Raw genomic sequence first — 24,502 nt, 5'->3', positions numbered from 1 at the left:
AGCACGGCGCGGTCCTCGGTGATGTTGATCCGCTCGCCGCGGAACATGGCGTCGCGCAGCCCGAACACGTCGGTCGCGGCGGCCAGTTCCCGCAGCAGCCGCAGGGTCTCGTCGGTGACGAGGTGCTTGGAGTAGTCGACGTACAGGTCTCCCACGCGCAGCGACCAGTCGCTGCCGCGTCCCGGTTCGGCGGCGAAGAGCTCGCGCAGCCGCACCTCGCCCAGCTGCTCGCGGTGCTTGGCCAGCGCGGTCCATTCGGGCGTCTGGTGGAGCCTGTTGCGACCGTCTGCGTTCATGTCGGACTTCAGCCTTCTCTCTCAGGTTTCCCAGCTGTCCCGGCTGGTCCAACCTAATGGAGCGGGAGTGAAGGCGTCCGACGTGGTCCGAACCGGGGTCCGGCTCAGATCTCGCCGCGGAGTTTGGCGAGCGCCTCGGCGAGGATCGCCTCGCCGTCCGCGTCGCTGCGGCGCTCGCGCACGTACGCCAGGTGCGTCTTGTAGGGCTCGGTGCGCGGGGGGTCGGGCGGGTTGTCCCGGTCCTGTCCGGCGGGGAAGCCGCAGCGCGGGCAGTCCCAGGTCTCGGGGACCTGGGCGTCGCTCGCGAAGCTCGGCTGTGTCTCGTGTCCGTTGGAGCACCAGAAGGAGATGCGCAGACGCGGCGCGGACTCGCCACGCTCGGCCTCGCCCATCGGCCCCGCCCCGACCCGGCTTCCCCGGATCGCGTTGCCACTTGCCACGGTCGTAACTCCCTGCGTGATGGTGCCGCAAAGCGAGTCGGCGTTTCGCTTCACTGCGAGCGCCTCAGTCTACGTAAGGCCCAACGCGCGTCCAGTGATTGGAGTTACAAGCTCCAGCGCTCAGACGCAAGCCCCATGATAGGCGGCGCGGTGAGGCGCGTACCGGACATGGGGCTTTACGTGCAAGAGCGCGGGACGGTCGGTGTGACGCGTCAGTTGTTCGCCTTCATCAGCAGGCCGAGCACCATGATGCACGCGAACCAGCAGAGACCGACCACCACGGTGATCCGGTCGAGGTTGCGCTCGGCGACCGAGGAGCCGCCGACGGACGACTGCATGCCGCCACCGAACATGTCGGAGAGGCCGCCGCCCTTTCCCTTGTGCATCAGCACCAGCAGCATCAGCAGCAGGCTGAAGACGATCAGGGCGATCGAGAACCCCAAAACCACGGCTGGACCAACTTCCTCGGACTCGGATAACGACTTCGGACGACAGGGATGAACGGCGGGGGCACGGTGCCCGCAGGCCACCATGCCCCCGCAAGGGTACGACGTATCGCCGCGACCGCATACTCACTGGTCGACCCGTCCGGCCGACCGGTGCCGGCTACTGGTCGCGGAAGCGTACGATCTTGACGAATTCGTCCGAGTCCAGCGAGGCACCGCCGACCAGGGCGCCGTCGATGTCGGCCTGCGCCATGATCTCGGCGACGTTGCCGGACTTGACGGACCCGCCGTACTGGATGCGGACCTTGTCGGCCAGTTCCTGCGAGTACAGCTCGGCGAGCTTGCCGCGGACGGCCGCGCAGACCTCCTGGGCGTCGTCGGCGCCGCAGACCTTGCCGGTGCCGATGGCCCACACGGGCTCGTAGGCGATCACGATCGACTCGGCCTGCTCGGCGGAGAGATCCTTGAGGCCGCCCTCGACCTGGGCGAGGGTGTGGGCGACGTGGTTGCCGGCCTCGCGGACGTCCAGCTCCTCGCCGACGCACAGGATCGGGGTCAGACCGTGCTTGTAGGCGGCCTTGACCTTGGCGTTCACCAGCTCGTCGGTCTCGGCGTGGTACTGCCGCCGCTCGGAGTGGCCGATCGCCACGTAGGTGCAGCGCAGCTTGGCCAGCATCGGACCGGAGATCTCGCCGGTGTAGGCGCCGCCGTCGTGGGCGGAGACGTCCTGGGCGCCGTACTTGATCTTGAGCTTGTCGTGCTCGACCAGCGTCTGCACGGAGCGCAGGTCGGTGAAGGGCACGAGGACGGCGACCTCGACGGCGTCGTAGTCCTTGTCCGCGAGGGCGAAGGCGAGCTTCTGGACGTGGGCGATGGCCTCGAGGTGGTTGAGGTTCATCTTCCAGTTGCCCGCCATCAGCGGCGTGCGGGCGGACGGGTTGGATGCCATTGAGGTCAGTCCTCCAGTGCGGCGAGGCCGGGGAGCGTCTTGCCCTCGAGGTATTCGAGGGAGGCGCCGCCGCCGGTCGAGATGTGGCCGAATGCGTTCTCGTCGAAGCCGAGCGTACGGACGGCCGCGGCGGAGTCGCCACCGCCGACCACGGTGAAGCCCGGGGCGTCGAGGAGGGCCTGGGCGACCGCTTTGGTGCCCTCGGCGTAGTCGGGGTGCTCGAAGACGCCCATGGGGCCGTTCCAGAAGACGGTGGCGGCGTCGGCGAGCTTCGAGGCGTACAGCTTGCGGGTCTCGGTACCGATGTCCAGACCCATCCGGTCGGCCGGGACGGCGTCCGCGGCGACGGTGGTGGCGTCGGCCCGGGCCTTGGTCTTCAGGTCAGGGAACTCGGGCCCGACCACGACGTCGACCGGGAGGACCAGCTCGACGCCGCTCTTCTCGGCGCGCTCGGCGTACTCCCGGACGACCGCGATCTGGTCCTCCTGCACGAGGGAGGTGCCGATCTCGTAGCCCTTGGCCTTGAGGAAGGTGAAGACCATGCCGCCGCCGATGAGGATGCGGTCGGCGCGGCCGAGCAGCTCGTCGATGACGGCGAGCTTGTCGGAGACCTTGGCACCGCCGAGGACGACCACGTAGGGCCGCTCGACGTCGTCGGTGAGCTTCTTCAGGACGCCGACCTCGGTGGCGATGAGGTACCCGGCGTAGTGCGGCAGCCGCTGGGGCAGGTCGAAGACGGAGGCGTGCTTGCGGTGCACCGCCCCGAAGCCGTCGCCGACGTAGACGTCCGCGAGGCCGGCCAGCCGGTCGGCGAAGGCGGCGCGCTCGGCGTCGTCCTTGCTGGTCTCACCGGCGTTGAAGCGCAGGTTCTCGATCACCGCGACGCCGCCGTCGGTGAGGCCGGACACGGTGGCCTCGGCGGAGGCGCCGACCGTGTCGTCGGCGAAGGCGACGTCGGCGCCGAGCAGTTCACCCAGGCGGGCGGCGGCCGGGGCCAGGGAGAAGGCGGGGTCCGGGGCGCCCTTGGGGCGGCCCAGGTGCGAGGCGACGATCACGCGCGCGCCCGCGTCGGCCAGGGCCTTGACGGTGGGCACCACGGCGCGGATGCGGCCGTCGTCGGTGATGGTGGTGCCGTCCAGCGGCACGTTGAGGTCGGCGCGGACGAAGACGCGCTTGCCCGCGACGTCTTCGGAGAGCAGTTCGTCGATCGTCTTCAAGAGGGCTCCTGGATTCTCGGATCGCTCGTGATCCTACGAGGACGGGTGGCGGCGCACGCGGCGCAGGGCCCGGGCAGCGCGACCCTGCGCTGCCCGAGCCCTGCTATCGCATGCGAGGTGCCTGCTGGTCCTGCGTCGCTCAGAGCTGGCTGCCGACGAAGACCGTGAGGTCGACGAGGCGGTTCGAGTAGCCCCACTCGTTGTCGTACCAGCCGATGACCTTCACGTTCTTGCCGTCCTGGACCATGGTCAGGGACGAGTCGAAGGTGCAGGACGCCGGGGCGTTGACGATGTCCGAGGAGACGATCGGGTCCTCGGTGTACTCCACGATGCCCTTGAGCTCGCCCTCGGCGGCCTTCTGGAAGGCGGCGTTGACCTCTTCCTTGGTGACCTCGCGGCCGAGCTCCAGGACGAGGTCGGTGACCGAGCCGGTCGGGACCGGGACGCGCATGGCGATGCCGTCCAGCTTGCCCTTGAGCTGCGGGAGGACCAGCGCGGTGGCCTTGGCGGCGCCCGTGGTGGTCGGGATGATGTTCTCCGCGGCGGCGCGGGCGCGGCGGAGGTCCTTGTGCGGGAAGTCGAGGATGCGCTGGTCGTTCGTGTAGGCGTGCACCGTCGTCATCAGACCCTTGACGATGCCGAAGTTCTCGTCGAGGACCTTCGCCATCGGCGCCACGCAGTTGGTGGTACACGAGGCGTTGGAGATGACGTGGTGGTTCGCCGGGTCGTACTTGTCCTGGTTGACGCCCATCACGATGGTGACGTCCTCGTCCTTGGCCGGGGCCGAGATGAGGACCTTCTTCGCGCCGCCCGCGATGTGCTTCTCGGCGTCGGCCTTCTTCGTGAAGATGCCGGTCGACTCGATGACGACGTCGACACCCAGCTCGCCCCACGGGATGTCGGCGGGGTTGCGCTCGGCGAGGACCTTGATGGTCTTGTCGCCGACGGTGATGGTGTCCTCGGTGTGCGAGACCTCCTGCTTGAGGCGGCCGAGGATGGTGTCGTACTTCAGCAGATGCGCGGTGGTCGCGGTGTCACCCAGGTCGTTGACAGCCACGATCTCGATGTCTGCACCCTGCTCCAGCAGCGCGCGGAAGTAGTTACGACCGATGCGGCCAAAGCCGTTGATGCCTACGCGGATCGTCACGAACCGATCTCCTCGTTGGTACGCCGGCCCGATGTGCCGGCGAGCTGTATTTGGGATGTCCCCGACCACCTCCGACCCTACCTCCCCACGGCGTCGGGGGTGACATCGAGACGGCCCATACCCGGCAGGGCGGCCCGTACCCGGCAGTAGAGGTACGGACCGCCCCCGGCGGCGAGGCGGATCACCCGATTTGGGGACCCCGGGCCGGTCCACCGCGAGGCGTCTTTCACTCGTCCGGGGCATGCGCTCACCGCCGCGACGCACCATCGCGACGCGACGGGCGCCGGTCAGTACGACGGAAGCCGGCACCGGCACCCATGAGGGGCGGCGGCACCGGCCGGCCGGCGGGCTGTCGGTCGCGGTGGCCGGGCCCGGGTCCGCGGCACCGCGGTGTCCCCCGCCGTGACCTGTTCTGGCTCGCGGCGACGCGCTGTCCGCCGGCCCGGCGAGCGGGGTCCGGCTCCACGGCGACGCGCCGCCGGCCGCCGTGGCCGGACTCCGGGTTGGCGGCGACGCACTGTCGGCCCCGCGATCGGACCCCGGTTCACGGCGGCGCACTGGGTGCCGCCGGTCCGGGAGGTCCCGTCAGCCGACGAGGTTGTCGGCGAGTTCGTCCTCGCCCAGGTTGGCGTCGGTGCCGGGGATGCCGAGGTCGGAGGCGCGCTTGTCGGCCATGGCCAGCAGCCGGCGGATGCGTCCGGCGACGGCGTCCTTGGTCAGCGGCGGGTCGGCGAGCGCGCCCAGCTCCTCCAAGGAGGCCTGCTTGTGCTCCATGCGGAGCCGGCCCGCGGCGGCGAGGTGCTCCGGCACGTCGTCGGCGAGGATCTCCAGGGCCCGCTGGACCCGGGCACCGGCGGCGACGGCCGCGCGGGCCGAGCGGCGCAGGTTGGCGTCGTCGAAGTTGGCGAGGCGGTTGGCGGTGGCGCGGACCTCGCGGCGCAGCCGCCGCTCCTCCCAGGCCAGCACCGAGTCGTGGGCGCCGAGCCGGGTCAGCAGGGCGCCGATCGCGTCGCCGTCGCGGACGACGACCCGGTCCACGCCGCGGACCTCGCGGGCCTTGGCTGCGATCGACAGCCGCCGGGCGGCGCCGACCAGGGCGAGCGCGGCCTCGGGGCCGGGGCAGGTGACCTCCAGGGAGGAGGAACGGCCGGGCTCGGTGAGCGAGCCGTGCGCCAGGAAGGCGCCGCGCCAGGCGGCCTCGGCGTCGCAGGTGGCCCCCGAGACCACCTGCGGCGGCAGGCCGCGGATCGGGCGGCCCCGGCCGTCCACCAGGCCGGTCTGCCGGGCCAGCTGGTCCCCGCCCGCGACCACCCGGACGACGAAGCGCGAGCCGCGGCGCAGCCCGCCCGGCGCCATCACGATCAGTTCGGAACTGTGTCCGAAGATCTCCAGGATGTCCTGCTTGAGCCGCCGGGCCGCGTTCCCGGTGTCCAGCTCCGCCTCGATCACGATGCGTCCGCTCACCAGGTGGAGGCCTCCGGCGAACCGCAGCATGGCGGATACCTCCGCCTTTCTGCAGCAGGTCCGGGTGACGGGGAGCTGGGAGATCTCGCTCTTCACCGCTGCCGTCATCGCCATGGGCCGATCCTTCCATGCATCCGAAAAATACGGTCGTACGCGGCGGCCAGCAGCTCCGGGTCGTGCCTCGGGCTTCCGTCGGGCCGCGCGACCGGAGCCAGCTCGACCGCGGCGCCGAACCGTTTCGCGGCGTCGGTGAGCGAGTCACGGTCGGGCACGGCGGCCTCGTCGGCCAGCACCACGTCCAGGGCGAGTTTAGGGGCGTGTCGTCCCAAAACCTCCAAATGACGCTGCGGAGAGAAGCCCTCGGTTTCTCCGGGCTGCGGAGCGAGGTTCAGTGAGAGCACGCGGCGGGCCTTCGTCTCGACCAGCGCGTCCAGCAGATCCGGCACGAGCAGGTGCGGGATGACCGAGGAGAACCAGGAGCCGGGGCCGAGCACCACCCAGTCGGCGTCCAGGACGGCGTCGACCGCCTCCGGGACGGCCGGCGGGTCGCTGGGCACCAGGTGCACGGACTGCACCTCGCCCGGCGTGAGCGCCACGGTCGCCTGCCCCCGTACGGTGTCCACCTCGTCGGGCCGGTCGGAGCTGTGGCCCCGCACCAGGGCCTGCAGCTCCAGCGGGACGGCGGACATCGGGAGCACCCGCCCGTGCGCGCCGAGCAGCTTGCCGACCAGGTCCAGGGCCTGGACGTGGTCGCCGAGCTGCTCCCACAGGGCGACGATCAGCAGGTTGCCGACCGCGTGCTCGTGCAGGTCGCCCTGGGACTGGAAGCGGTGCTGGATCACACGGGCCCAGGTCTGGCCCCAGTCGTCGTCGCCGCACAGCGCGGCCAGCGCCTTGCGCAGGTCGCCGGGCGGCAGGACGCCCAGCTCGTCGCGCAGGCGCCCGCTGGAACCGCCGTCGTCGGCCACGGTGACGACGGCGGTGAGGTCGCCGGTGATCCGGCGCAGCGCGGCGAGCGAGGCGGACAGTCCCATGCCGCCGCCGAGGGCGACGACCTTGGGCTGGGTGCCGCGGCGACGCGGCCGGCCGCCGCGCGCCTGCTCGGGCCGGGCGGCGCGGGTCTCGGCGGGTCTGCCGCCGCGTCCCTCGGGCGCCCCCCGGCGCAGCCTGCTCAGCCGCGGAGTACGTCCTGTCATTCCCGTCCCATGTCCCGGTGGACGACCACCGTCTCCACGCCCTCGGCGGCGAGCCGGGCGGCGAGCTTCTCCGACACGGCCACGGACCGGTGCTTGCCGCCGGTGCAGCCGACGGCGACGGTCACATAGCGCTTGCCCTCCCGACGGTAGCCCGCGGCGATCAGCTGGAGCAGCTCGGCGTAGCGGTCGAGGAACTCCTTGGCCCCGGGCTGGTTGAGGACGTAGCTCGACACCTCCTCGTTGAGACCGGTGAAGGGGCGCAGTTCCGGGACCCAGTGCGGGTTGGGCAGGAAGCGCATGTCCACGACCAGGTCGGCGTCGACCGGGAGGCCGTACTTGAAGCCGAAGGACATCACGGTGGCCCGCAGCTCGGGCTCCTCCTCTCCGGCGAACTGGGCGTCCATCTTGGCGCGCAGCTCGTGCACGTTGAGGCTGGAGGTGTCGATCACCAGGTCGGCGTCGCCGCGCAGCTCCCGCAGGAGCTCCCGCTCGGCGGCGATGCCGTCGACGATGCGGCCGTCGCCCTGGAGGGGGTGCGGGCGGCGCACCGACTCGAAGCGGCGCACCAGGGCGTCGTCGGAGGACTCCAGGAAGACGATGCGCCGGGTGACGCCGCGGACGTCGAGGTCGGCGAGGGACTCGCGGAGGTTGTCGAAGAAGCGCCGGCCGCGGACGTCGACGACGACCGCGATCCGCGCCACATTGCCCTGGGAGCGGGCGCCGAGCTCCACCATGGTGGGGATCAGCGCGGGCGGGAGGTTGTCGACGACGAACCAGCCGAGGTCCTCCAGACACTTCGCGGCCGTCGAGCGGCCGGCTCCGGACATGCCGGAGATGATCACCAGCTCGGGGATGGCCGCCTCGTGCGCCCCGGCTGCTTCCTTGCCCGTACTCACTTGTGCTCCGTCGTCCTGGCGCGGCCCGGAGCCGGCCGGCTCCGGGTCCGGTTCCTCGCCGGTCGTGCGGCGGGACTGCTCCGGTCCCGCCGCGGGCTGCGGGTGTTCCCGGCCGGCCGCGGGCTGTGCCTGTTCTCGTCCCGCTGTGGGCTCTGCCTCGTGTTCGGTCATCTCTCCTGCCCCCGTCGTTCGTCCGGGGTGCCCGCGGACACGGACTCCCCGAGGGCGTCCGCCGTCGTTTCGGGCGCCCCGTCCTCGTCATCCATGATCTCTCCGGTCGCCGTGTTCACGGCCGGCGCGGCCGGGGCCGCCCCGGCGAGGGCCACGGCGACCGTCTCGGCCGTCTTGCGGCCTATGCCGGGCACCTCGCAGATCTGGTCGATCGTCGCCGACCTCAGCTTCTTCACCGAACCGAAGTGCTTGATCAGCGCCTGCTTGCGGGTCTCGCCCAGACCGGGCACGTCATCCAGCGGGCCGGCCCGGAAGCGTTTGGCCCGCTTGGTGCGCTGATAGGTGATCGCGAAGCGGTGTGCCTCGTCACGGACCCGCTGGAGGAGGTACAGCCCCTCGCTGGTGCGGGGCAGGACGACCGGGTCGTCCTCGCGGGGCACCCAGACCTCCTCAAGGCGCTTGGCGAGGCCGCAGACGGCGATGTCGTCGATGCCCAGCTCGTCCAGGGCCCGCTGAGCGGCCGCGACCTGCGGCTGCCCGCCGTCCACGACGACGAGCTGCGGCGGGTAGGCGAAGCGCTTGGGACGGCCGTCGTCGTCCTTGAGGGCGGGTCCGTCGGTGAGGGCCCGGCCGTCGGCGCCCGGCTCGGCCGCGTACGGCTCGTCCACCGGCCGCGGGCCGCCGCCGTCCACCTGCCGCGGCTCGTCGCCGGTCTCCGTCCCGTCCACGCCGTCGGCCCACTCGCCGGTCCTCTCCTTCTCGGCGAGATAGCGGCGGAAGCGGCGGGTGATGACCTCGTGCATGGAACGGACGTCGTCCTGTCCCCTGAAGCCCTTGATCTGGAACCGCCGGTATTCGCTCTTCCGGGCGAGCCCGTCCTCGAAGACGACCATGGAGGCCACGACGTCGTCGCCCTGGAGGTGAGAGATGTCGTAGCACTCGATCCGGAGCGGGGCGCTGTCGAGGTCGAGGGCCTCGGCGATCTCCTCCAGGGCGCGCGAGCGGGTCGTCAGGTCGGAGGCGCGCTTGGTCTTGTGCAGGACGAGCGCCTGCTGGGCGTTGCGCTGGACGGTCTCCATCAGCGCCTTCTTGTCGCCCCGCTGCGGGATGCGCAGCGACACGCCCGAGCCGCGCCGGTCGGTCAGCCACTGCTGCACGGGCTCGACCGGGTCGGGCAGCGCCGGGACCAGGACCTCCTTGGGGACGGCGTCCCCGCTCTCCTCGCCGTAGAGCTGCTGGAGGGCGTGTTCGACGAGGGCGCCGGTGGTGATCTCCTCGACCTTGTCGGTGACCCAGCCCCGCTGGCCGCGCACGCGTCCGCCGCGCACGTGGAAGATCTGGACGGCCGCCTCCAACTCGTCCTCGGCGACCGCGATCAGGTCGGCGTCGGTGGCGTCGGCGAGCACCACCGCGCTCTTCTCCATGGCCTTCTTCAGGGCCCCGATGTCGTCGCGCAGGCGGGCCGCCCGCTCGTACTCCATGTCCTCGGCGGCCTCGCCCATCTGCCGCTCCAGACGGCGCAGATAGGTGCCCGTGCGTCCGGCCATGAAGTCGCAGAACTCGTCCGCGAGCTCCCGGTGGTCCTCGGGAGAGATCCGCTCCACGCAGGGGGCGGAGCACTTGTCGATGTAGCCGAGCAGGCAGGGGCGGCCGGTGCGGGCGGCGTTCTTGAACACTCCGGCGGAGCAGGTGCGCACCGGGAAGACGCGCAGCAGGAGGTCGACCGTGTCGCGGATCGCCCAGGCGTGTCCGTAGGGCCCGAAGTAGCGCACGCCCTTCTTCTTCTGACCGCGCATGACCTGGACGCGCGGGAACTCCTCGTTCATCGTCACCGCGAGGTACGGGTAGCTCTTGTCGTCGCGGTACTTAACGTTGAACCGCGGGTCGTACTCCTTGATCCAGGAGTACTCCAGCTGCAGCGCCTCGACCTCCGTGGACACCACTGTCCACTCCACGGAGGCGGCCGTGGTGACCATGGTGCGGGTGCGGGGGTGGAGGTTCGCCAGGTCCTGGAAGTAGTTCGCCAGGCGCTGGCGCAGGCTCTTCGCCTTTCCGACGTAGATCACCCGGCGGTGCTCGTCTCGGAACCTGTACACCCCCGGGGAGTCCGGGATCTCTCCCGGCCTGGGGCGGTAGCTGGAGGGGTCGGCCATGACTCACACCCTACTGGCGGGGACCGACACTCCGGCGGGCCTGTGGACGACGGCGCGGAGTGCCTGTGGACGACGGAGCCGGGTGCCTGTGGACGACGGGGCGGGGCGCCTGCGACGGCCCGGGAAGGAGGGGCGCGGGGACGCCCGGAGAGGACGGTACGGGGCCGGCCGGTCACACCGCGTGCCCCCGGGACGCCCGGTCCGTGCGTTCTCGGCCAGGACATGCGGCGGTCGGCCTTCAGGTGTTGTCGGGGCTGGGCCAACACGCTTCAATGCGGAGGGACTCGGGGCCCTGTGGCGCGGCGTACGGATGTGGAGACCTCTGCGCCTCGGGCGGGGGCGGCCCCGGCCGATCCGCGCGAACGGTCTGACCAGCCGTCGCGAATTTCACAGGGAGGCCCCTGCATGCCGCACGCCACACAGCACGCGGAGTTCGCCACCGCGGAACTCGACTCGGCCCTGCGCGGTGGCCCCTTCCACGTCGCCCTGCGCGCCGCGATCGCCGCGCGCGGACTGCCGCTGCAGCGCGTGCAGCACCATCTGTCGCGCCACGGGGTGCGGGTGGGTGTCACGAGTCTGAGCTACTGGCAGCAGGGCGCCCGGCGCCCGCAGCGCCCCGAGTCGCTGCGGGCCGTGCGGGCCCTCGAGGAGATACTGCAGCTGCCCGAGGAGTCGCTGATCCGCCTGCTCGCCGAGGCCGACGAGGAGCCCGCGGGCCGGCGGCCCGCCGGCCGCTCCTACCGTGCCCGTCTGGAGGCCTCGGACGTCCTGGACCGGTTGCTCGCCGAGCTGGACCGGCCGCCGGGGGACGGCGGGGTGCACACCCTCGGGCACCACGAACGGATCCGGATCGGATCATGCCGTGAGCTGGCGGAACGCGAGTCGCACCACATCGTCCGGGCCCACCACGACGGCGTCGACCGTTTCATGGCCGTCCACTACGGCGACCCGGGCTGCGCTCCCACGCGGATGGCCGTGCACGCGCTGGAGAACTGCCGCACGGGACGCGTCCGCACCCACCACGAGACCGGCGTACTCGTGGCCGAGCTGCTCTTCGACACCCGGCTGCGCACCGGGGACACGTATCTCTTCCGGTACGGCGTCGAGGACGGCACCGCGGGAGTGTCGCGGGAGTACGTCCGCGGGTTCGGCGCCGCGGGCGGGCAGTACGCGCTCCAGGTGCACTTCGACGCCGCGGCCGTACCGGTGCGCTGCCACCGCTTCACTCAGCACTCCCCGGCGGCACCGCGCGGCGGCCGGCACGAGCTGCCCCTGAGCGGGCGGCACCGTTCGGTGCACCTGGTGGAGCCGCGGGTGCGGTCCGGGATGCTGGGGATCGGCTGGGACTGGGAGTGAGGGGGCCGGCCTCCGGGGAGCGGCTCCCGAGCCCGGGACAGGGGTTCCGGCCCGCTCCCGTCGGGTGCCGGGCACGTGTCAGGTGCCGGGGCTCGCGACGATGCGGCCTCGCTTCACCTCGACGGGCAGTTCGACGAGCGGCGTGGTCGCCGGGGCGTGCAGCACCTCGCCGGTCCGGGCGTCGAACTCGCTGCCGTGGCAGGGGCAGACCAGCTTCGTCCCCTCCAGCTTCCCGATGGGGCACCCGGCGTGCGTGCAGACCGTGCTGAACGCCTTCAGGGAGCCGTCCCCGGCCCGGCTCACCACGACGTTCGCGTCCCGGTAGAGCTTGGTCGCGCCCTCGGCCACCTCGCCGTCCGCGCCCAGCTCGACGGGCGCGGTGGGCCTGGCCGGCGCCGCGCCGTCGTCGCCCGGTGAGCAGGCGGCCGGACCGAGTCCGGCGACAGGGGTGAGGACCGCAGAGCGCAGGACGGTACGACGGCTCGGGACGGTACGGCCGGACATGGGCGTCTCCACTGGTCGGGGGCGTGCAGGGCGACGATATCCGGCGACCGGGGCCGCCACCGGCCCCGGGTGGACCGGGCGCGCTGCCGAGCCGCTCGGCGCGTAAACGCTTGCGTAAGCGTTTACGCGTGGCGGTCGGATGGGGTACGGTCCCGGCCGGTGCGGCGCGCAGCGGCAGTGGGCCGAAGGCCCGGGCCGCGCGTGCACGTGAGCGAAGGGGGCAGGCCGGTGGCGACCATGGCGGACGTGGCACGCAGTGCCGGGGTCTCGGTGGCGACCGTCTCGCACGTGCTCAACGACACCCGCCCGGTGCTGCCCCGCACCCGCCAGGCGGTGCTGGACGCCGTCGAGGAGCTGGGCTACACGCCGAACACCCTCGCCCGTTCCCTGGTGACCTCCCGCACCCGTTCCATCGGGCTGGCGGTGTCGGCGATCAGCAACCCGTACTTCACGGAGATCCTCCAGGGTGTCGAGGCGAGCGCCCTGGAGCACGGCTACGGCCTGCTGATCGCCGACCCGCACGACGATCCCGGGCACGAGCGCAAGGTCGTGCAGCTGCTGCACGAGCGGCGCGTGGACGGCATGATCGTCGCGCCCTCCGCCGAGCCGCGCGACCTCGTCGCCTACCTCACGCGCCACCGGGTGCCGGCCGTGTTCCTCGACCGGGTCGTCGGCGCGCCGCAGGACGCCGACGCCCCGCCCTTCGACCAGGTCTGCGCCGAGAGCGCCGAGCCGACAGCCCTGCTCGCCGGCCACCTCGCCGAGCTCGGCCACCGGCGGATCGGCCTGGTCGCGGGCAGGCCGGGGCTCAGCACCACGAGCGAGCGGATCACCGGGTACCGGCACGGGCTCGCCGCGGCAGGGCTGCCCTTCGACGAACGGCTGCTGGTCCACGGCGACTCCGAGGCGGCCGGCGGTGCACGGGCCACGGCCGAACTGCTGTCCCTGGCGGTGCCGCCCACCGCGCTGGTCACCGCGAACAACGCGATGACCATCGGTGCCCTGCAGGCCCTGCGGGACCGGGGCCTGTCCGTGCCCGGCGACCTCGCGCTCTGCTGCTTCGACGACTTCGCCTGGGCCGACCTCTTCGCTCCCCGGCTCACCGCCGTCGCCCAGCCCAGCAGGGACATCGGCGCGCGGGCCGTCCAGCTGCTGCTGGAGCGCCTCGCCGCGCCGGACCGTTCCGCGCGGACCGTGCGGCTGCCCTGCACCTACGTTCACCGCACCTCGTGCGGCTGCCCCGAGCAGACCGTCGAGGCCCACGAAAGGACTCTCCCGTGATCGTCGTCGCCGGTGAGGCACTGATCGACCTGGTACCGCAGGGCACGGGCGCCCTCGCCGCGCTGCGGCCGGCGCTCGGCGGTGGCCCGTACAACACGGCAGTCGCCCTGGGCCGTCTCGGCTCGCCCGCCGCGTTCTGCTCCCGGGTCTCCCGCGACGCCTTCGGCGAGGCGCTCCTCGGGCGGCTGCGGGAGACCGACGTGGACGTCTCGCCGGTGCAGCGCGGGACCGAGCCGACGACGCTCGCCGTGGCCTCGCTCGACACGGACGGCTCGGCCGCGTACTCCTTCTACGTGGAGGGGACGGCGGACCGGCTCTTCACAGTCCCCGCCGCACTGCCGCCGGGCACCCGGGCGGTGTCCTTCGGGACCTGCTCCCTGGTGCTGGAGCCGGGCGCGAGCGCGTACGAGGAGCTGCTGCGCGAGACGGCCGCTCGGGGCGTGTTCACGGCTCTCGACCCGAACATCCGCGCCGGGCTGATCCCCGACCCGGACGCCTACCGGGAGCGGTTCCGGAGCTGGCTGCCGTCCGTGTCCCTGCTGAAGCTGTCCGCCGAGGACGCCGAATGGCTCGGCGGCACGCCCCGGGAGTGGCTCGCCGCGGGCCCGGCGGCGGTGGTGGTCACCCGGGGCGGTGCCGGGCTCACGGCGTACACCGGTGACGGCGGCGAGTACACGGTGCCGGGCGAGCAGGTCGAGGTGGTCGACACGATCGGCGCGGGCGACACGGTGAACGCCGCGCTGCTGCACGGTCTCGCGGCCCGCGACGCGCTCGACGCGCCGGCCGTGGCCGCGCTGGGCCGGGAGGGCTGGACGGGGCTCCTCGGCTTCGCCGCGCGCGCGGCGGCGGTCACCTGCTCCCGCGCGGGAGCGGAGCCGCCGTACGCCCACGAGGTGCGCGCCTGACGCGCGCCGCTGCCGCTGTCGCCGTGACGACCACGCGCCGGGGCCCGCGGAACCGATCGTCCGCGGGCCCCGGCGCTCGCCTCTCCGAGGCGCCGTCGCTCAGGTCTTGCTCGTCCGCGTCGCCTTCTTCGCGGCGGGCTTGGCCGCCTTCTTGGTGGCCGCGGTCCTGGCCGTCTTGGCGGCCGTCGCCCCGGCCTCCGTGTCCTTGACGGCGGACTTCTTGACGGCGGTCTTCTTCGCCGCCCGGCGCGGAGACCTCACCGAGGCCGCGTCGCTGACCCGGTCGGCGCCCAGGACGTCCTGCAGGAACTTGCCGGTGTGGCTGGCGGGCACCCCGGCGACCTGCTCGGGCGTGCCCTCGGCGACCACCAGGCCACCGCCGGCGCCGCCCTCGGGCCCCATGTCGACGACCCAGTCGGCGGTCTTGATCACGTCGAGGTTGTGCTCGATGACGATGACCGTGTTGCCCTTGTCGACCAGACCGGCCAGGACCGTCAGCAGCTTGCTGATGTCCTCGAAGTGCAGACCGGTGGTCGGCTCGTCCAGGACGTAGACCGTGCGGCCGGTGGAACGGCGCTGCAGCTCGCTGGCGAGCTTGACGCGCTGGGCCTCACCGCCGGACAGAGTGGTCGCGGACTGGCCGAGCCGGACGTAGCCGAGGCCGACGTCCTTGAGGGTCTTCATGTGCCGGGAGATCGCCGGGACCGCCTCGAAGAAGTCGGTCGCCTCCTCGATCGGCATGTTCAGGACGTCGGCGATGGACTTGCCCTTGTAGTGGACCTCCAGGGTCTCCCGGTTGTAGCGGGCGCCGTGGCAGACCTCGCACGGGACATAGACGTCCGGGAGGAAGTTCATCTCGATCTTGATCGTGCCGTCACCCGCGCAGTTCTCGCAGCGGCCGCCCTTGACGTTGAAGGAGAACCGGCCGGGCAGGTAGCCGCGGACCTTCGCCTCCGTCGTCTCGGCGAACAGCTTGCGGACGTGGTCGAAGACGCCGGTGTACGTCGCCGGGTTGGACCGCGGGGTGCGGCCGATGGGCGACTGGTCGACGTGGACGACCTTGTCGACGAGGTCGTCGCCGTCCACGCGCGTGTGCCGGCCCGGTACGTTCCTCGCGCCGTTCAGCTCGCGGGCCAGGTGGGTGTAGAGGATGTCGTTGACCAGGGTCGACTTGCCGGATCCCGAGACGCCGGTGACGGCCGTGAAGACGCCGAGCGGGAAGGACACGTCGATGTCCTGCAGGTTGTTCTCCCGGGCGCCGTGCACGGTGAGCTGCCGGGACGGGTCGTGCGGGCGCCGGAGGTCGGGCAGCGGGATGGCCTTCCTGCCGGACAGGTACAGGCCGGTCTGCGACTCGGCGTTGTCGAGCAGCTCCTTGAAGGAGCCGCTGTGCACGACTTTGCCGCCGTGCTCGCCCGCGCCGGGGCCGATGTCGACGATCCAGTCGGCGACCTTGATGGTGTCCTCGTCGTGCTCGACGACGATGAGCGTGTTGCCCATGTCGCGGAGCCGGACGAGGGTCTCGATCAGCCGGTGGTTGTCGCGCTGGTGCAGGCCGATGGACGGCTCGTCGAGGACGTAGAGCACGCCGACGAGTCCGGAGCCGATCTGGGTGGCCAGGCGGATGCGCTGCGCCTCGCCGCCGGACAGGGTGCCCGCCGCGCGGTTGAGCGAGAGGTAGTCGAGGCCGACGTCGACCAGGAAGCGCAGCCGTTCGTTGACCTCCTTCAGCACGCGCTCGGCGATCTTCTTGTCGCGGGCGTTGAGCTTCAGCTCGCCCAGGAAGTCCGCGCAGTCGCTGATGGACATCGCCGAGACCTCGGCGATCGACCGGCCCATGACGGTGACCGCGAGGACGAGGGGCTTGAGCCGGGTGCCCTCGCAGGTGGGGCAGGGCACCTCCCGCATGTAGCCCTCGAAGCGCTCGCGGCTGGAGTCGCTCTCGGCCTCGCTGTGCCGGCGCTTGACGAAGGGGATCGCTCCCTCGAAGGCCGTGGTGTACCGGCGCTCGCGCCCGTACCGGTTGCGGTAGCGGACCTCGACCTGGGTCTTGTGACCGTTCAGCAGGGCTCGGCGGGCGCGCAGCGGCAGGCCGGCGAAGGGGATGTCCGTGCGGAAGCCGAGCGCGTCCGCGAGGGCGCCGATGAGGCGGGCGAAGTAGTCCTTGGTGTGCCCGTGCGACCAGGGGTGGATGGCGCCCTCGTCGAGGGACTTGTCCTCGTCGGGGACGATCAGCTCCGGGTCGACCTCCATGCGGGTACCGATGCCGGAGCAGTCGGGGCAGGCGCCGAAGGGCGAGTTGAAGGAGAAGGAGCGGGGCTCCAGCTCCTCGAAGGACAGGTCGTCGTACGGGCAGTACAGGTGCTCCGAGTACATGCGCTCGCGCTCGGGGTCGTCCTCGGGGAGGTCGACGAAGTCGAGCACGACCATGCCGCCGGAGAGGCCGAGCGCGGTCTCGACGGAGTCGGTCAGGCGCCGCTTGGCGGAGTCCTTGACGGTGAGGCGGTCGACGACCACCTCAATGGTGTGTTTCTCCTGCTTCTTCAGCGTGGGCGGGTTGGACAGCTGAACGGTCTCGCCGTCCACCCGCGCGCGGGAGTACCCCTTGGTCTGGAGGTCGGAGAACAGATCGACGAACTCGCCCTTGCGCTCCCGGACCAGCGGCGACAGCACCTGGAAGCGGCTGCCCTCCGGCAGCTCCAGGACCTTGTCCACGATGGCCTGCGGGGACTGGCGCGAGATCGGCCGACCGCACTCGGGGCAGTGCGGCTTGCCGATGCGGGCGAAGAGCAGGCGCAGGTAGTCGTAGACCTCGGTGATGGTGCCGACCGTGGAGCGCGGGTTGCGCGAGGTCGACTTCTGGTCGATGGAGACCGCCGGGGAGAGGCCCTCGATGAAGTCGACGTCGGGCTTGTCCATCTGGCCGAGGAACTGCCGGGCGTAGGAGGAGAGCGACTCCACGTAGCGCCGCTGGCCCTCGGCGAAGATGGTGTCGAAGGCCAGGGAGGACTTGCCCGACCCGGACAGACCCGTGAAGACGATGAGCGAGTCACGAGGCAGGTCGAGCGAGACGTTCTTCAGGTTGTGCTCGCGCGCGCCACGGACGATGAGACGGTCGGCCACGCCGGTCCGCACCTTTCTTGAGAGAAGTGACAGGGGCGGGGCCCCCGTCTTCCTCAGACTAGGGGGAGCCACTGACAACGCCGGTCGGATTCACCGGTTGTCAACAAACCCCGACTTCCCAGCATGCCCGACGCCGTCATCGACCATATAGCACGTGCATTCGAATTGCGGACGTCGTTCAGGTCCTTCACCCGAAGGTGTGGCCCGGTCTAGGGTCAGCGGCATGATTGATCACGCCCGTGACCTGGCGTCTGTACGTGACGCGACCGAACGGCTGCTGACCGCGGTCGGCACACTGCACAACGCGTCCGTGACGGAGTCGTCACGGCTGCCCGGCTGGAGCGTCGGCCACGTCCTCGCCCACCTCGCCCGCAACGCCGACGCCGTCGTGAACGTCCTCCAGGGGCGCCCCATGTACGTCTCCGCCGAGGCCCGGGACGCCGACATCGAGCGGGACGCCTCGCGCCCCCTCGCCGTCCAGCTCGCCGACGTGCGCGAGAGCGCCGCGCGGTTCCAGGAGGCCGGAGCGGTGCCCGCCGACTGGTCCCGCACGGTGGAACTGCGCAACGGAGTCACCGACACCGCCTCCCGGGTCCCCTTCCGGCGCTGGATCGAGGTGGAACTGCACCACGTGGACCTGGGCATCGGATACGAGCTGGAGCACCTGCCGGCCGAGTTCACCGAGCGGGAGACCGGGTTCCTCGCCGCCCGCTTCGCCGGGCACCCGGACGTGCCGCCCACCCGGCTGACGGACGGCGCGCGCGCGTGGCGCACGGGACGGGAGGCCGACGACCCCGAGGTGACCGTCACCGGCGCCCCCGCCGACCTGCTCGGCTGGCTCGCCGGCCGCCGCGAGGGCTCCGTGCTCACGGTGGAGGGCGGCCGGCTGCCGGCGCTGCCGCCCCTCTAGGTACCGGGTAGCCGGTCCGTCCCCGGGCCGTCCCCGCAGGCCCTAGGCTGGCCGCCATGACGTACAGCGGAGAGGTGACGGTCGGCGGACCCGCCGACGTGCACGAGCTCAAGGACCTGATGATCACCAAGGTCGCGGTCGGCCCCATGAACAACAACGCCTATCTGCTGCGCTGCCGGGCCACGGACGAACAACTGCTGATCGACGCCGCCAACGACGCGCACACCCTGCTCGGCACGATCGGTGACGACGGCATCGCGTCCGTCGTCACCACCCACCGGCACGGCGACCACTGGCAGGCGCTGGCCGAGGTCGTCGCCGCCACCGGCGCCCGCACGTACGCCGGCCGGTACGACGCCGAGGGCATCCCGGTGCCGACCGACGTCCCGGTCGGGGACGGCGACACGATCCGGGTGGGGGACGTGGAGCTCACCGCACGCCACCTGGTCGGACACACGCCGGGCTCCATCGTCCTCGTCTACGACGACCCCCACGGGCATCCCCACGTGTTCACCGGGGACTGCCTCTTCCCGGGCGGCGTGGGCAACACCTTCGAGGACCCGGAGGCGTTCGCGAGCCTCATCCACGACGTGGAGACCAAGGTCTTCGACGCGCTCCCGGACGAGACCTGGGTCTACCCCGGTCACGGCGGCGACACGTCGCTCGGCGCGGAACGGCCCCATCTGCCGGAGTGGCACGCGCGCGGCTGGTGAGCGCCGGGCGCCCGGCGCGTACACCGCGTGCCGGGCGCCCGGCGCGTACGCCGGGCGCGTACGCACCCGCCCGGCTTCAGGCCTGCGCCCGTCCCGTCCCGGCCAGCGCCGCGATCCGCTCCACCCCGAACGCGTACCCCTGCACGCCGCACCCCGCGACGACTCCGTCGGCGCGCTGCGAGACGTAGGAGTGGTGCCGGAACGGCTCGCGCCGGTGGATGTTGGAGATGTGGACCTCCACCACCGGCAGCCCGTCGCAGGTGTTGAGCGCGTCCAGGATCGCGACGGACGTGTGCGAGTACGCGGCGGGGTTGATCACGATCCCGCAGTGGTCCGTCCGGGCCTCCTGGATCCAGTCGACCAGTTCTCCCTCGTGGTTGGACTGCCGGAAGTCCACCGTGCCGCCGTGCGCCGCCGCCGCCTTCACACACAGGGCCTCGATGTCGGCGAGGGTGTCGGAGCCGTAGATCTCGGGCTGGCGCCGGCCGAGCAGGTTCAGGTTGGGGCCGTTGAGGATCATGATCGGGGCGTTGGCCAGGGTGCGGGGCACGGTTCCTCCGGTCCGTCGGGGTGCGGCGGCCCTGGTGCGGGCGCTGCTCGGCCCCCGGTTTATCACGGTGCGCCGGCGTACCGGCGGGCCGTACCCTCCGCCCGTGCCGACGATGACGTATCCACGGAAGCACGCCGGACCGGACCGTGCCGGACCACACCGGGCCGCGCCCTCCGTGCGGCACGGAGCCGCCGTCCACCGGTGTCCCCCCGGGTTCACGGGTTGACGGCGAGTTCCAGGTAGGCCGCGAACAGCACGAGGTGGACGCCGCCCTGCAGGGGCGTGGCCCGGCCCGGTACGACCGTCAGCGAGGCGACCACCACGGTCAGGGCGAGCAGCACCAGGTGGATGGAGCTGAGGCCGAGGACCAGGGGGCCGGTCAGCCACACGGAGGCGAGGGCGACCGCCGGGATGGTCAGGCCGATGCTCGCCATCGCCGAGCCGAGCGCGAGGTTCAGGCTGGTCTGCACCCGGTCGCGGCGTGCGGAGCGGACGGCGGCGATGGTCTCGGGGAGCAGGACCAGGAGGGCGATGACGACGCCCACGACGGCCTGGTGGAGGCCGGCCGCCTGCACACCGTCCTCGATGGTCGGCGAGACGCCCTTCGCCAGGCCGACGACGCCGACCAGGGCCAGGCCCAGCAGCCCCAGGCTGAGCAGGGCCGCTCGCGGGGTCGGCGCGTGGGCGTGCTCCTCGGCGGTGATCACTTCGCCCTGCCGGGTGATCGGCTGGAAGTAGTCGCGGTGCCGCACGGTCAGGGTCGCGATGAACAGGCCGTAGAGGACCAGGGAGGAGAGCGCGGCGAACGTCAGCTGGACGGTGGAGAACTCGGGCCCGGGCGCGCTGGTGGTGAACGTCGGCAGGACCAGGCTGAGCGTGGCCAGGGTCGTGACCGTGGCGAGGGCGGCCCCGGTGCCCTCCGGGTTGAACACCGCGATCCCGTGGCGCAGCGAGGCGACCAGGAGGCTGAGGCCGACGACGCCGTTGCAGGTGATCATGACGGCGGCGAAGACCGTGTCCCGGGCCAGGGTGGCGCTCTTGTCGCCGCCGTCCACCATCAGGGTCACGATGAGCGCGACCTCGATGACCGTGACGGCGACGGCGAGGACCAGGGAACCGAAGGGCTCACCGACCCGGTGGGCGATCACCTCGGCATGGTGCACGGCGGCCAGGACGGACGCCGCGAGGACGACGGTCAGCAGCGCGATCACCGGGCCGGGCAGGTCGCGGCCCCAGGTGAGGACCAGAAGTACGACCCCGACCAGGGGGACGACGGTCGTCCACTGCGTGCGGAGCGCCCTGGAGCCGGTGACCATGCGGTGATCGTCGCAGAGGGTGGCGGGCCCTGCACTCCGGGTCCGCGGCCCGCCCGGTGGGTTCGGGAGCGGCGGGCGGCTCGGTGCCGCCCGCCGCTGCGCGTACCGGATTCCGGGTCGGGGGCCGGTCCGGGGTGATCAGGCCTCGATGCTGTCCTTCGAGGCGTCGTCGTGCCCGGCGGCCGCTTCGGCCGCCGCCTGCTTCTTGGAGGCCCGCAGGCTGGTGATCGTGGTGATGATCAGCACGGAGCAGATCACGCCGAGCGAGACCGGAATGCTGATCTCGGGCACGTGCACACCGGATTCGTGCAGGGCGTGCAGCACCAGCTTGACGCCGATGAAGCCGAGGATCACGGACAGGCCGTAGGAGAGGTGGACCAGCTTCTTCAGCAGCCCGCCGATGAGGAAGTACAGCTGCCGCAGCCCCATCAGGGCGAACGCGTTGGCCGTGAAGACGATGTACGGGTCCTGGGTCAGGCCGAAGATCGCCGGGATGGAGTCGAGCGCGAAGAGGACGTCGGTGGTGCCGATGGCGAGCATCACGACCAGCATCGGGGTCATGACCCGCTTGCCGTTCTCCTCGATCCACAGCCTTGTGCCGTGGTACCGGTCGGCGACGCCGAAGCGGCGCTCGGCCGCCTTGAGCAGCTTGTTCTCCTCGAACTCCTCGTCCTCCTCGTCGGCCCGGGCCTCCTGGATGAGCTTCCAGGCGGTCCAGATGAGGAAGGCGCCGAAGATGTAGAAGACCCACGCGAAGCTGGCGAGGATCGCGGCGCCCGCGGCGATGAAGATGGCCCGCAGGACCAGGGCTATGAGGACACCGATGAGGAGCACGCGCTGCTGGTACTGCGAGGGCACCGCGAACTTCGCCATGATCAGGACGAAGACGAAGAGGTTGTCCACGCTGAGGGACTTCTCGGTGATGAAGCCCGCGAAGAACTCACCGGCGGGCTGGCCGCCGCCGAAGAGCAGGAGGCCGAGCCCGAAGAGGCCGGCCAGGGCGATCCAGACACCGGTCCAGATACCGGCTTCCTTGATCGACACGTCGTGCGGCTTGCGGCCGATGAAGAAATCGACCGAGATCAGGGCGGCGAGGCCCACGATGGTCAGGACCCACAGGGTCACGGAAACTTCCACTACGCCTCCGGCAGTACGTCACACGGCAGATGTCAGCGTCGTCGCTGCCGGAGGTCTCTTCCACCCCGGGCGCCGGAACGCGTGACACGTCCGGAACCTCACGGGCCGACGCCCCGGGATCTGGCCTGATCCGTATTGACGGGTACGCCGCAGCAGGCAGGGAGTACTCCCCTCCGTACGGACGACAGTACCCCCATCACCAAGAAAAGGTAAAGAGATTCGCAAATAAAGCTCAAAAGACCAGCTCGGAGGCGGTCACCTGCGCCAGGAGATGCGGGCGGCCGCGACCTGGGCCAGCACCTGCTGCAGCACCTGGCTGCCGGGCGGCACGAGCGGGGGCTCGTACGTCCAGGCGTGCCCGACCCACGGATCGGCGAGGTGGTCGTCGGGCACCGGGGTGAGCCGCAGCAGCGAGCGCCACAGCGGGTCGAGCAGCGGTCCGTACCCGGCGGACTCCTCGCGGTCGGCGACCATCATCAGGTGGACTCCGACGGCCGGCCCCTCGTCGGCGAGGTAGCGCAGCTGGTTCACCGCCCGGTCGTCGAAGCCGTGCGGGAAGTCGTTGACGATCAGGAGCTGCTGCGAGGTGTCGAGACCCGGCGGAAGCGCGTCGGGCGCCCCGCCGCGCAGGGCCATCTGCACCAGGTCGACGCGCTCGGTCAGGCGGCCGAGGACGTCCGCCGTCCCCGCGGCGCCCCGGGCGGGCGGGGCGGCGAGCACCCCGCCCTGCGCCAGCGGCGCCAGCGCCTGTGTCCCCGCGCCGGCCGGATCGATGACGTGCACGGTGAACTCGCCCGCCGGATAGACGGCGAGCAGCCGGGCCGCGTGCGCGACCGCCGTCTCGAGGCCCAGGCGCCGCATCTCGTGGGAATCGGTGACCGCGCCGTCGGACGAGGCCGAGCGGCCGCTGTCGATCCACAGTCCCCGCTCCAGCGGCAGCCGGACCAGCATCGGGACGCGGATCCGGTCCGCCTCCGGCAGGTGGAGGTCGCCGAGCCGCAGGGCCATCGGGATCTCCATGGGGACGCGGTACGCGTGCCAGACCGGGTTGTCCCAGCGCGCGTAGGCCGCCGGCAGGGCGGGCTCGACGACCTCGGCCTCGGCGAGCAGCTGGGCGACGTCCCGGTCCAGGACCTCCCCGGCCCGGGAGACCAACTGTTCGTACCGCTCCCGGGCCGCCTCCCGGGCGGCGTCGCCCTGCCCGCCGATCCGGCTGCGCGGGTCGGACAGGACCTGGTCGAGCTCCTTCTCCCTGCGCGAGTCGGCGAAGTCGACGGCACTGCGGTAGGCAGCCGTGGTGCGGGCCAGGTCCTCGAACATGCCCCACACCTGGTTGTAGAGCCGCTCCTCCATGGACCAGCCGGTGGCGTCACCGGCGACGGGACGGGCGGGCCGCCCCGGTTCGGCCGGGGGCGCGGCCGGCGGAGGAGGGGGCGGGGCCGCACTCTGCCGGCGCGGGTGGCTGTAGTCGATCGCTCCGCCCGCGGGGGCCGAGGGCCGGTCCGCGCCGGCGGGGCCGCCCGGGTACGGCCGCTGTGTGCCGTGCTCCCCCTGCCCGTCGGCCGGCTGCGCCCCGGAGGCTGCCGCCGGCGGGTCGTAGGGCGACGCGGACGGTACGCGGCCGATGGCGCCCTGGGGTGCGGTGCCGTGGTCGGGGCCGTGGGCCGGGGCGGCTGGCCGGGAGCGGTCGCCGTCCGCCGTGCGCGCCGGAGGAGCGGGTACCGAACGGGCCAGTCCGCGCGCCACCGCCTCGTGGATGCCGCCGGCGAGCTGGTGGGCCTCCGGCAGCCTCTGGTCGGCGAGCAGTTCGGCGAGGCCTCCCGCGTAGCCCTGCCCGACCGCGCGCACCTTCCAGCCGCCCTGCCGCCGGTAGAGCTCCAGCGCAACCACGGCGGACTCGCTCTCCAGACCGGTGAGGGTGTAGCTGGCGACCTCTTCGCCGTCGAGACCGGTGACCGCGGTGAACGGCGCCGCGACGGCCCCGAAGCGGGCCGGCCCCTGCCCGGCCACGGGCAGGGCGAGCAGCACACTGACGCGGTGTACGGCGTCGGGCACGGCGTCCAGGTCCACGGCGAGGCGGTGGTCGGCGGCGGCCTGCCGGGAGACCTCCAGCCCCGGCAGTACGGGGGCGCCCGGGTGCGCCACCCACTCGACGCCGTGGATCGTGCCGTTCTCGTCGCCGAGCGTGGCTCCGGCCACGACCGGCGTGCCGGCCGAGACCCGGATCTCGAGACGGGCCCGGGGAAGCGGATGGTTCTGTCCCCGCGTCAGCTCGGCCGTCATCGCCTGTCCCCCTGTGTCGGTCCTGCGTCACCGCGAAGCGTCGTGCGGC

Annotated in this window: 20 protein-coding genes and 1 pseudogene; 5 read left to right on the top strand and 16 right to left on the bottom strand. The window is 72.1% G+C overall.

Going from position 1 to position 24,502, the window contains the following annotated elements; genetic code table 11:
• The 10 genes and pseudogenes from IG94_RS0104500 to uvrC form a co-directional block, all read right to left on the bottom strand.
• A pseudogene (locus IG94_RS0104500) lies at positions 1 to 296 on the bottom strand (glucose-6-phosphate isomerase); the annotation flags it as partial.
• A gap of 104 nt (positions 297 to 400) precedes the next feature.
• A complete protein-coding gene (locus IG94_RS0104495) occupies positions 401 to 736 on the bottom strand; it encodes an RNA polymerase-binding protein RbpA (protein ID WP_003976875.1) in 336 nt (111 codons plus the stop codon).
• Between the two features lie 212 nt (positions 737 to 948).
• Complete coding sequence (gene secG, locus IG94_RS0104490; protein WP_078535794.1) at positions 949 to 1,185, bottom strand: preprotein translocase subunit SecG; 237 nt, start codon at positions 1,183 to 1,185, stop codon at positions 949 to 951.
• A 157-nt stretch (positions 1,186 to 1,342) separates the two neighbouring features.
• On the bottom strand, positions 1,343 to 2,098 hold the full coding sequence (gene tpiA / locus IG94_RS0104485) for a triose-phosphate isomerase (protein ID WP_031031314.1): 756 nt from the start codon (positions 2,096 to 2,098) through the stop codon (positions 1,343 to 1,345).
• A gap of 38 nt (positions 2,099 to 2,136) precedes the next feature.
• On the bottom strand, positions 2,137 to 3,348 hold the full coding sequence (locus IG94_RS0104480) for a phosphoglycerate kinase (protein WP_031031310.1): 1,212 nt from the start codon (positions 3,346 to 3,348) through the stop codon (positions 2,137 to 2,139).
• Between the two features lie 139 nt (positions 3,349 to 3,487).
• The gene (gap, locus tag IG94_RS0104475; protein ID WP_031031295.1) at positions 3,488 to 4,495 is read right to left on the bottom strand and encodes a type I glyceraldehyde-3-phosphate dehydrogenase; all 1,008 of its coding nucleotides are present in this window, start codon (positions 4,493 to 4,495) and stop codon (positions 3,488 to 3,490) included.
• A 585-nt stretch (positions 4,496 to 5,080) separates the two neighbouring features.
• Positions 5,081 to 6,073, bottom strand: a complete 993-nt coding sequence (whiA, locus tag IG94_RS0104470) for a DNA-binding protein WhiA (RefSeq protein WP_031031293.1) — start codon at positions 6,071 to 6,073, stop codon at positions 5,081 to 5,083.
• A complete protein-coding gene (locus IG94_RS0104465; RefSeq protein ID WP_031031290.1) occupies positions 6,064 to 7,155 on the bottom strand; it encodes a gluconeogenesis factor YvcK family protein in 1,092 nt (363 codons plus the stop codon). The genes whiA and IG94_RS0104465 overlap by 10 nt, the downstream gene beginning before the upstream one ends.
• The gene (gene rapZ / locus IG94_RS0104460; protein WP_031031287.1) at positions 7,152 to 8,222 is read right to left on the bottom strand and encodes an RNase adapter RapZ; all 1,071 of its coding nucleotides are present in this window, start codon (positions 8,220 to 8,222) and stop codon (positions 7,152 to 7,154) included. The genes IG94_RS0104465 and rapZ overlap by 4 nt, the downstream gene beginning before the upstream one ends.
• Complete coding sequence (gene uvrC / locus IG94_RS0104455; protein WP_031031284.1) at positions 8,219 to 10,375, bottom strand: excinuclease ABC subunit UvrC; 2,157 nt, start codon at positions 10,373 to 10,375, stop codon at positions 8,219 to 8,221. Before uvrC ends, rapZ begins: the two co-directional genes overlap by 4 nt.
• 405 nt (positions 10,376 to 10,780) lie before the next feature.
• Between uvrC and IG94_RS0104450 the strand changes: the two genes are divergently transcribed.
• Complete coding sequence (locus IG94_RS0104450; protein ID WP_031031282.1) at positions 10,781 to 11,731, top strand: hypothetical protein; 951 nt, start codon at positions 10,781 to 10,783, stop codon at positions 11,729 to 11,731.
• A 78-nt stretch (positions 11,732 to 11,809) separates the two neighbouring features.
• Here IG94_RS0104450 and IG94_RS0104440 read toward each other — a convergent pair whose 3' ends face one another.
• Complete coding sequence (locus tag IG94_RS0104440; RefSeq protein ID WP_031031280.1) at positions 11,810 to 12,235, bottom strand: Rieske (2Fe-2S) protein; 426 nt, start codon at positions 12,233 to 12,235, stop codon at positions 11,810 to 11,812.
• 228 nt (positions 12,236 to 12,463) lie between these two features.
• Between IG94_RS0104440 and IG94_RS0104435 the strand changes: the two genes are divergently transcribed.
• Both IG94_RS0104435 and IG94_RS0104430 read left to right on the top strand, forming a co-directional pair.
• The gene (locus IG94_RS0104435; RefSeq protein ID WP_031031278.1) at positions 12,464 to 13,516 is read left to right on the top strand and encodes a LacI family DNA-binding transcriptional regulator; all 1,053 of its coding nucleotides are present in this window, start codon (positions 12,464 to 12,466) and stop codon (positions 13,514 to 13,516) included.
• Complete coding sequence (locus IG94_RS0104430) at positions 13,513 to 14,421, top strand: carbohydrate kinase family protein (protein ID WP_031031274.1); 909 nt, start codon at positions 13,513 to 13,515, stop codon at positions 14,419 to 14,421. Before IG94_RS0104435 ends, IG94_RS0104430 begins: the two co-directional genes overlap by 4 nt.
• A 99-nt stretch (positions 14,422 to 14,520) precedes the next feature.
• On the opposite strand, the gene uvrA is transcribed toward IG94_RS0104430, so the two are convergent.
• The gene (gene uvrA, locus IG94_RS0104425) at positions 14,521 to 17,544 is read right to left on the bottom strand and encodes an excinuclease ABC subunit UvrA (protein ID WP_031031272.1); all 3,024 of its coding nucleotides are present in this window, start codon (positions 17,542 to 17,544) and stop codon (positions 14,521 to 14,523) included.
• Positions 17,545 to 17,767: 223 nt separating this feature from the next.
• Between uvrA and IG94_RS0104420 the strand changes: the two genes are divergently transcribed.
• Positions 17,768 to 18,454, top strand: a complete 687-nt coding sequence (locus IG94_RS0104420) for a maleylpyruvate isomerase family mycothiol-dependent enzyme (RefSeq protein WP_031031269.1) — start codon at positions 17,768 to 17,770, stop codon at positions 18,452 to 18,454.
• 56 nt (positions 18,455 to 18,510) lie between these two features.
• Entirely contained in the window at positions 18,511 to 19,167 is a 657-nt protein-coding gene (locus IG94_RS0104415; RefSeq protein WP_031031266.1) for an MBL fold metallo-hydrolase, read from the top strand.
• A 76-nt stretch (positions 19,168 to 19,243) separates the two neighbouring features.
• Here the strand turns inward: IG94_RS0104415 and aroQ are convergent, their stop codons facing one another.
• The 4 genes from aroQ to IG94_RS0104395 form a co-directional block, all read right to left on the bottom strand.
• Positions 19,244 to 19,717, bottom strand: a complete 474-nt coding sequence (gene aroQ / locus IG94_RS0104410; protein ID WP_031031264.1) for a type II 3-dehydroquinate dehydratase — start codon at positions 19,715 to 19,717, stop codon at positions 19,244 to 19,246.
• Positions 19,718 to 19,932: 215 nt separating this feature from the next.
• On the bottom strand, positions 19,933 to 21,033 hold the full coding sequence (locus IG94_RS0104405; RefSeq protein ID WP_031031262.1) for a calcium:cation antiporter: 1,101 nt from the start codon (positions 21,031 to 21,033) through the stop codon (positions 19,933 to 19,935).
• A gap of 138 nt (positions 21,034 to 21,171) precedes the next feature.
• Positions 21,172 to 22,170, bottom strand: a complete 999-nt coding sequence (locus tag IG94_RS0104400; protein ID WP_031031261.1) for a TerC/Alx family metal homeostasis membrane protein — start codon at positions 22,168 to 22,170, stop codon at positions 21,172 to 21,174.
• A gap of 255 nt (positions 22,171 to 22,425) precedes the next feature.
• A complete protein-coding gene (locus tag IG94_RS0104395) occupies positions 22,426 to 24,453 on the bottom strand; it encodes a TerD family protein (RefSeq protein WP_031031259.1) in 2,028 nt (675 codons plus the stop codon).
• Between the last annotated feature and the right edge of the window lie 49 nt (positions 24,454 to 24,502).

The organism is Streptomyces olivaceus, from assembly GCF_000721235.1.
In the GTDB taxonomy this organism is placed as follows: Bacteria; Actinomycetota; Actinomycetes; order Streptomycetales; family Streptomycetaceae; genus Streptomyces; species Streptomyces olivaceus.
The sequence above is the reverse complement of the archived record's forward strand: the minus strand, read 5'-3'. Positions and strand labels throughout refer to the sequence as shown.

Coding starts and splice junctions, on each gene's coding strand:
- tpiA (WP_031031314.1), bottom strand. CDS start 2,098: ATGGCGGGCAACTGGAAGATGAACCTCAACCACCTCGAGGCCATCGCC.
- whiA (WP_031031293.1), bottom strand. CDS start 6,073: ATGGCGATGACGGCAGCGGTGAAGAGCGAGATCTCCCAGCTCCCCGTC.
- IG94_RS0104465 (WP_031031290.1), bottom strand. CDS start 7,155: ATGACAGGACGTACTCCGCGGCTGAGCAGGCTGCGCCGGGGGGCGCCC.
- rapZ (WP_031031287.1), bottom strand. CDS start 8,222: ATGACCGAACACGAGGCAGAGCCCACAGCGGGACGAGAACAGGCACAG.
- uvrC (WP_031031284.1), bottom strand. CDS start 10,375: ATGGCCGACCCCTCCAGCTACCGCCCCAGGCCGGGAGAGATCCCGGAC.
- IG94_RS0104450 (WP_031031282.1), top strand. CDS start 10,781: ATGCCGCACGCCACACAGCACGCGGAGTTCGCCACCGCGGAACTCGAC.
- IG94_RS0104440 (WP_031031280.1), bottom strand. CDS start 12,235: ATGTCCGGCCGTACCGTCCCGAGCCGTCGTACCGTCCTGCGCTCTGCG.
- IG94_RS0104420 (WP_031031269.1), top strand. CDS start 17,768: ATGATTGATCACGCCCGTGACCTGGCGTCTGTACGTGACGCGACCGAA.
- IG94_RS0104415 (WP_031031266.1), top strand. CDS start 18,511: ATGACGTACAGCGGAGAGGTGACGGTCGGCGGACCCGCCGACGTGCAC.
- IG94_RS0104405 (WP_031031262.1), bottom strand. CDS start 21,033: ATGGTCACCGGCTCCAGGGCGCTCCGCACGCAGTGGACGACCGTCGTC.
- IG94_RS0104395 (WP_031031259.1), bottom strand. CDS start 24,453: ATGACGGCCGAGCTGACGCGGGGACAGAACCATCCGCTTCCCCGGGCC.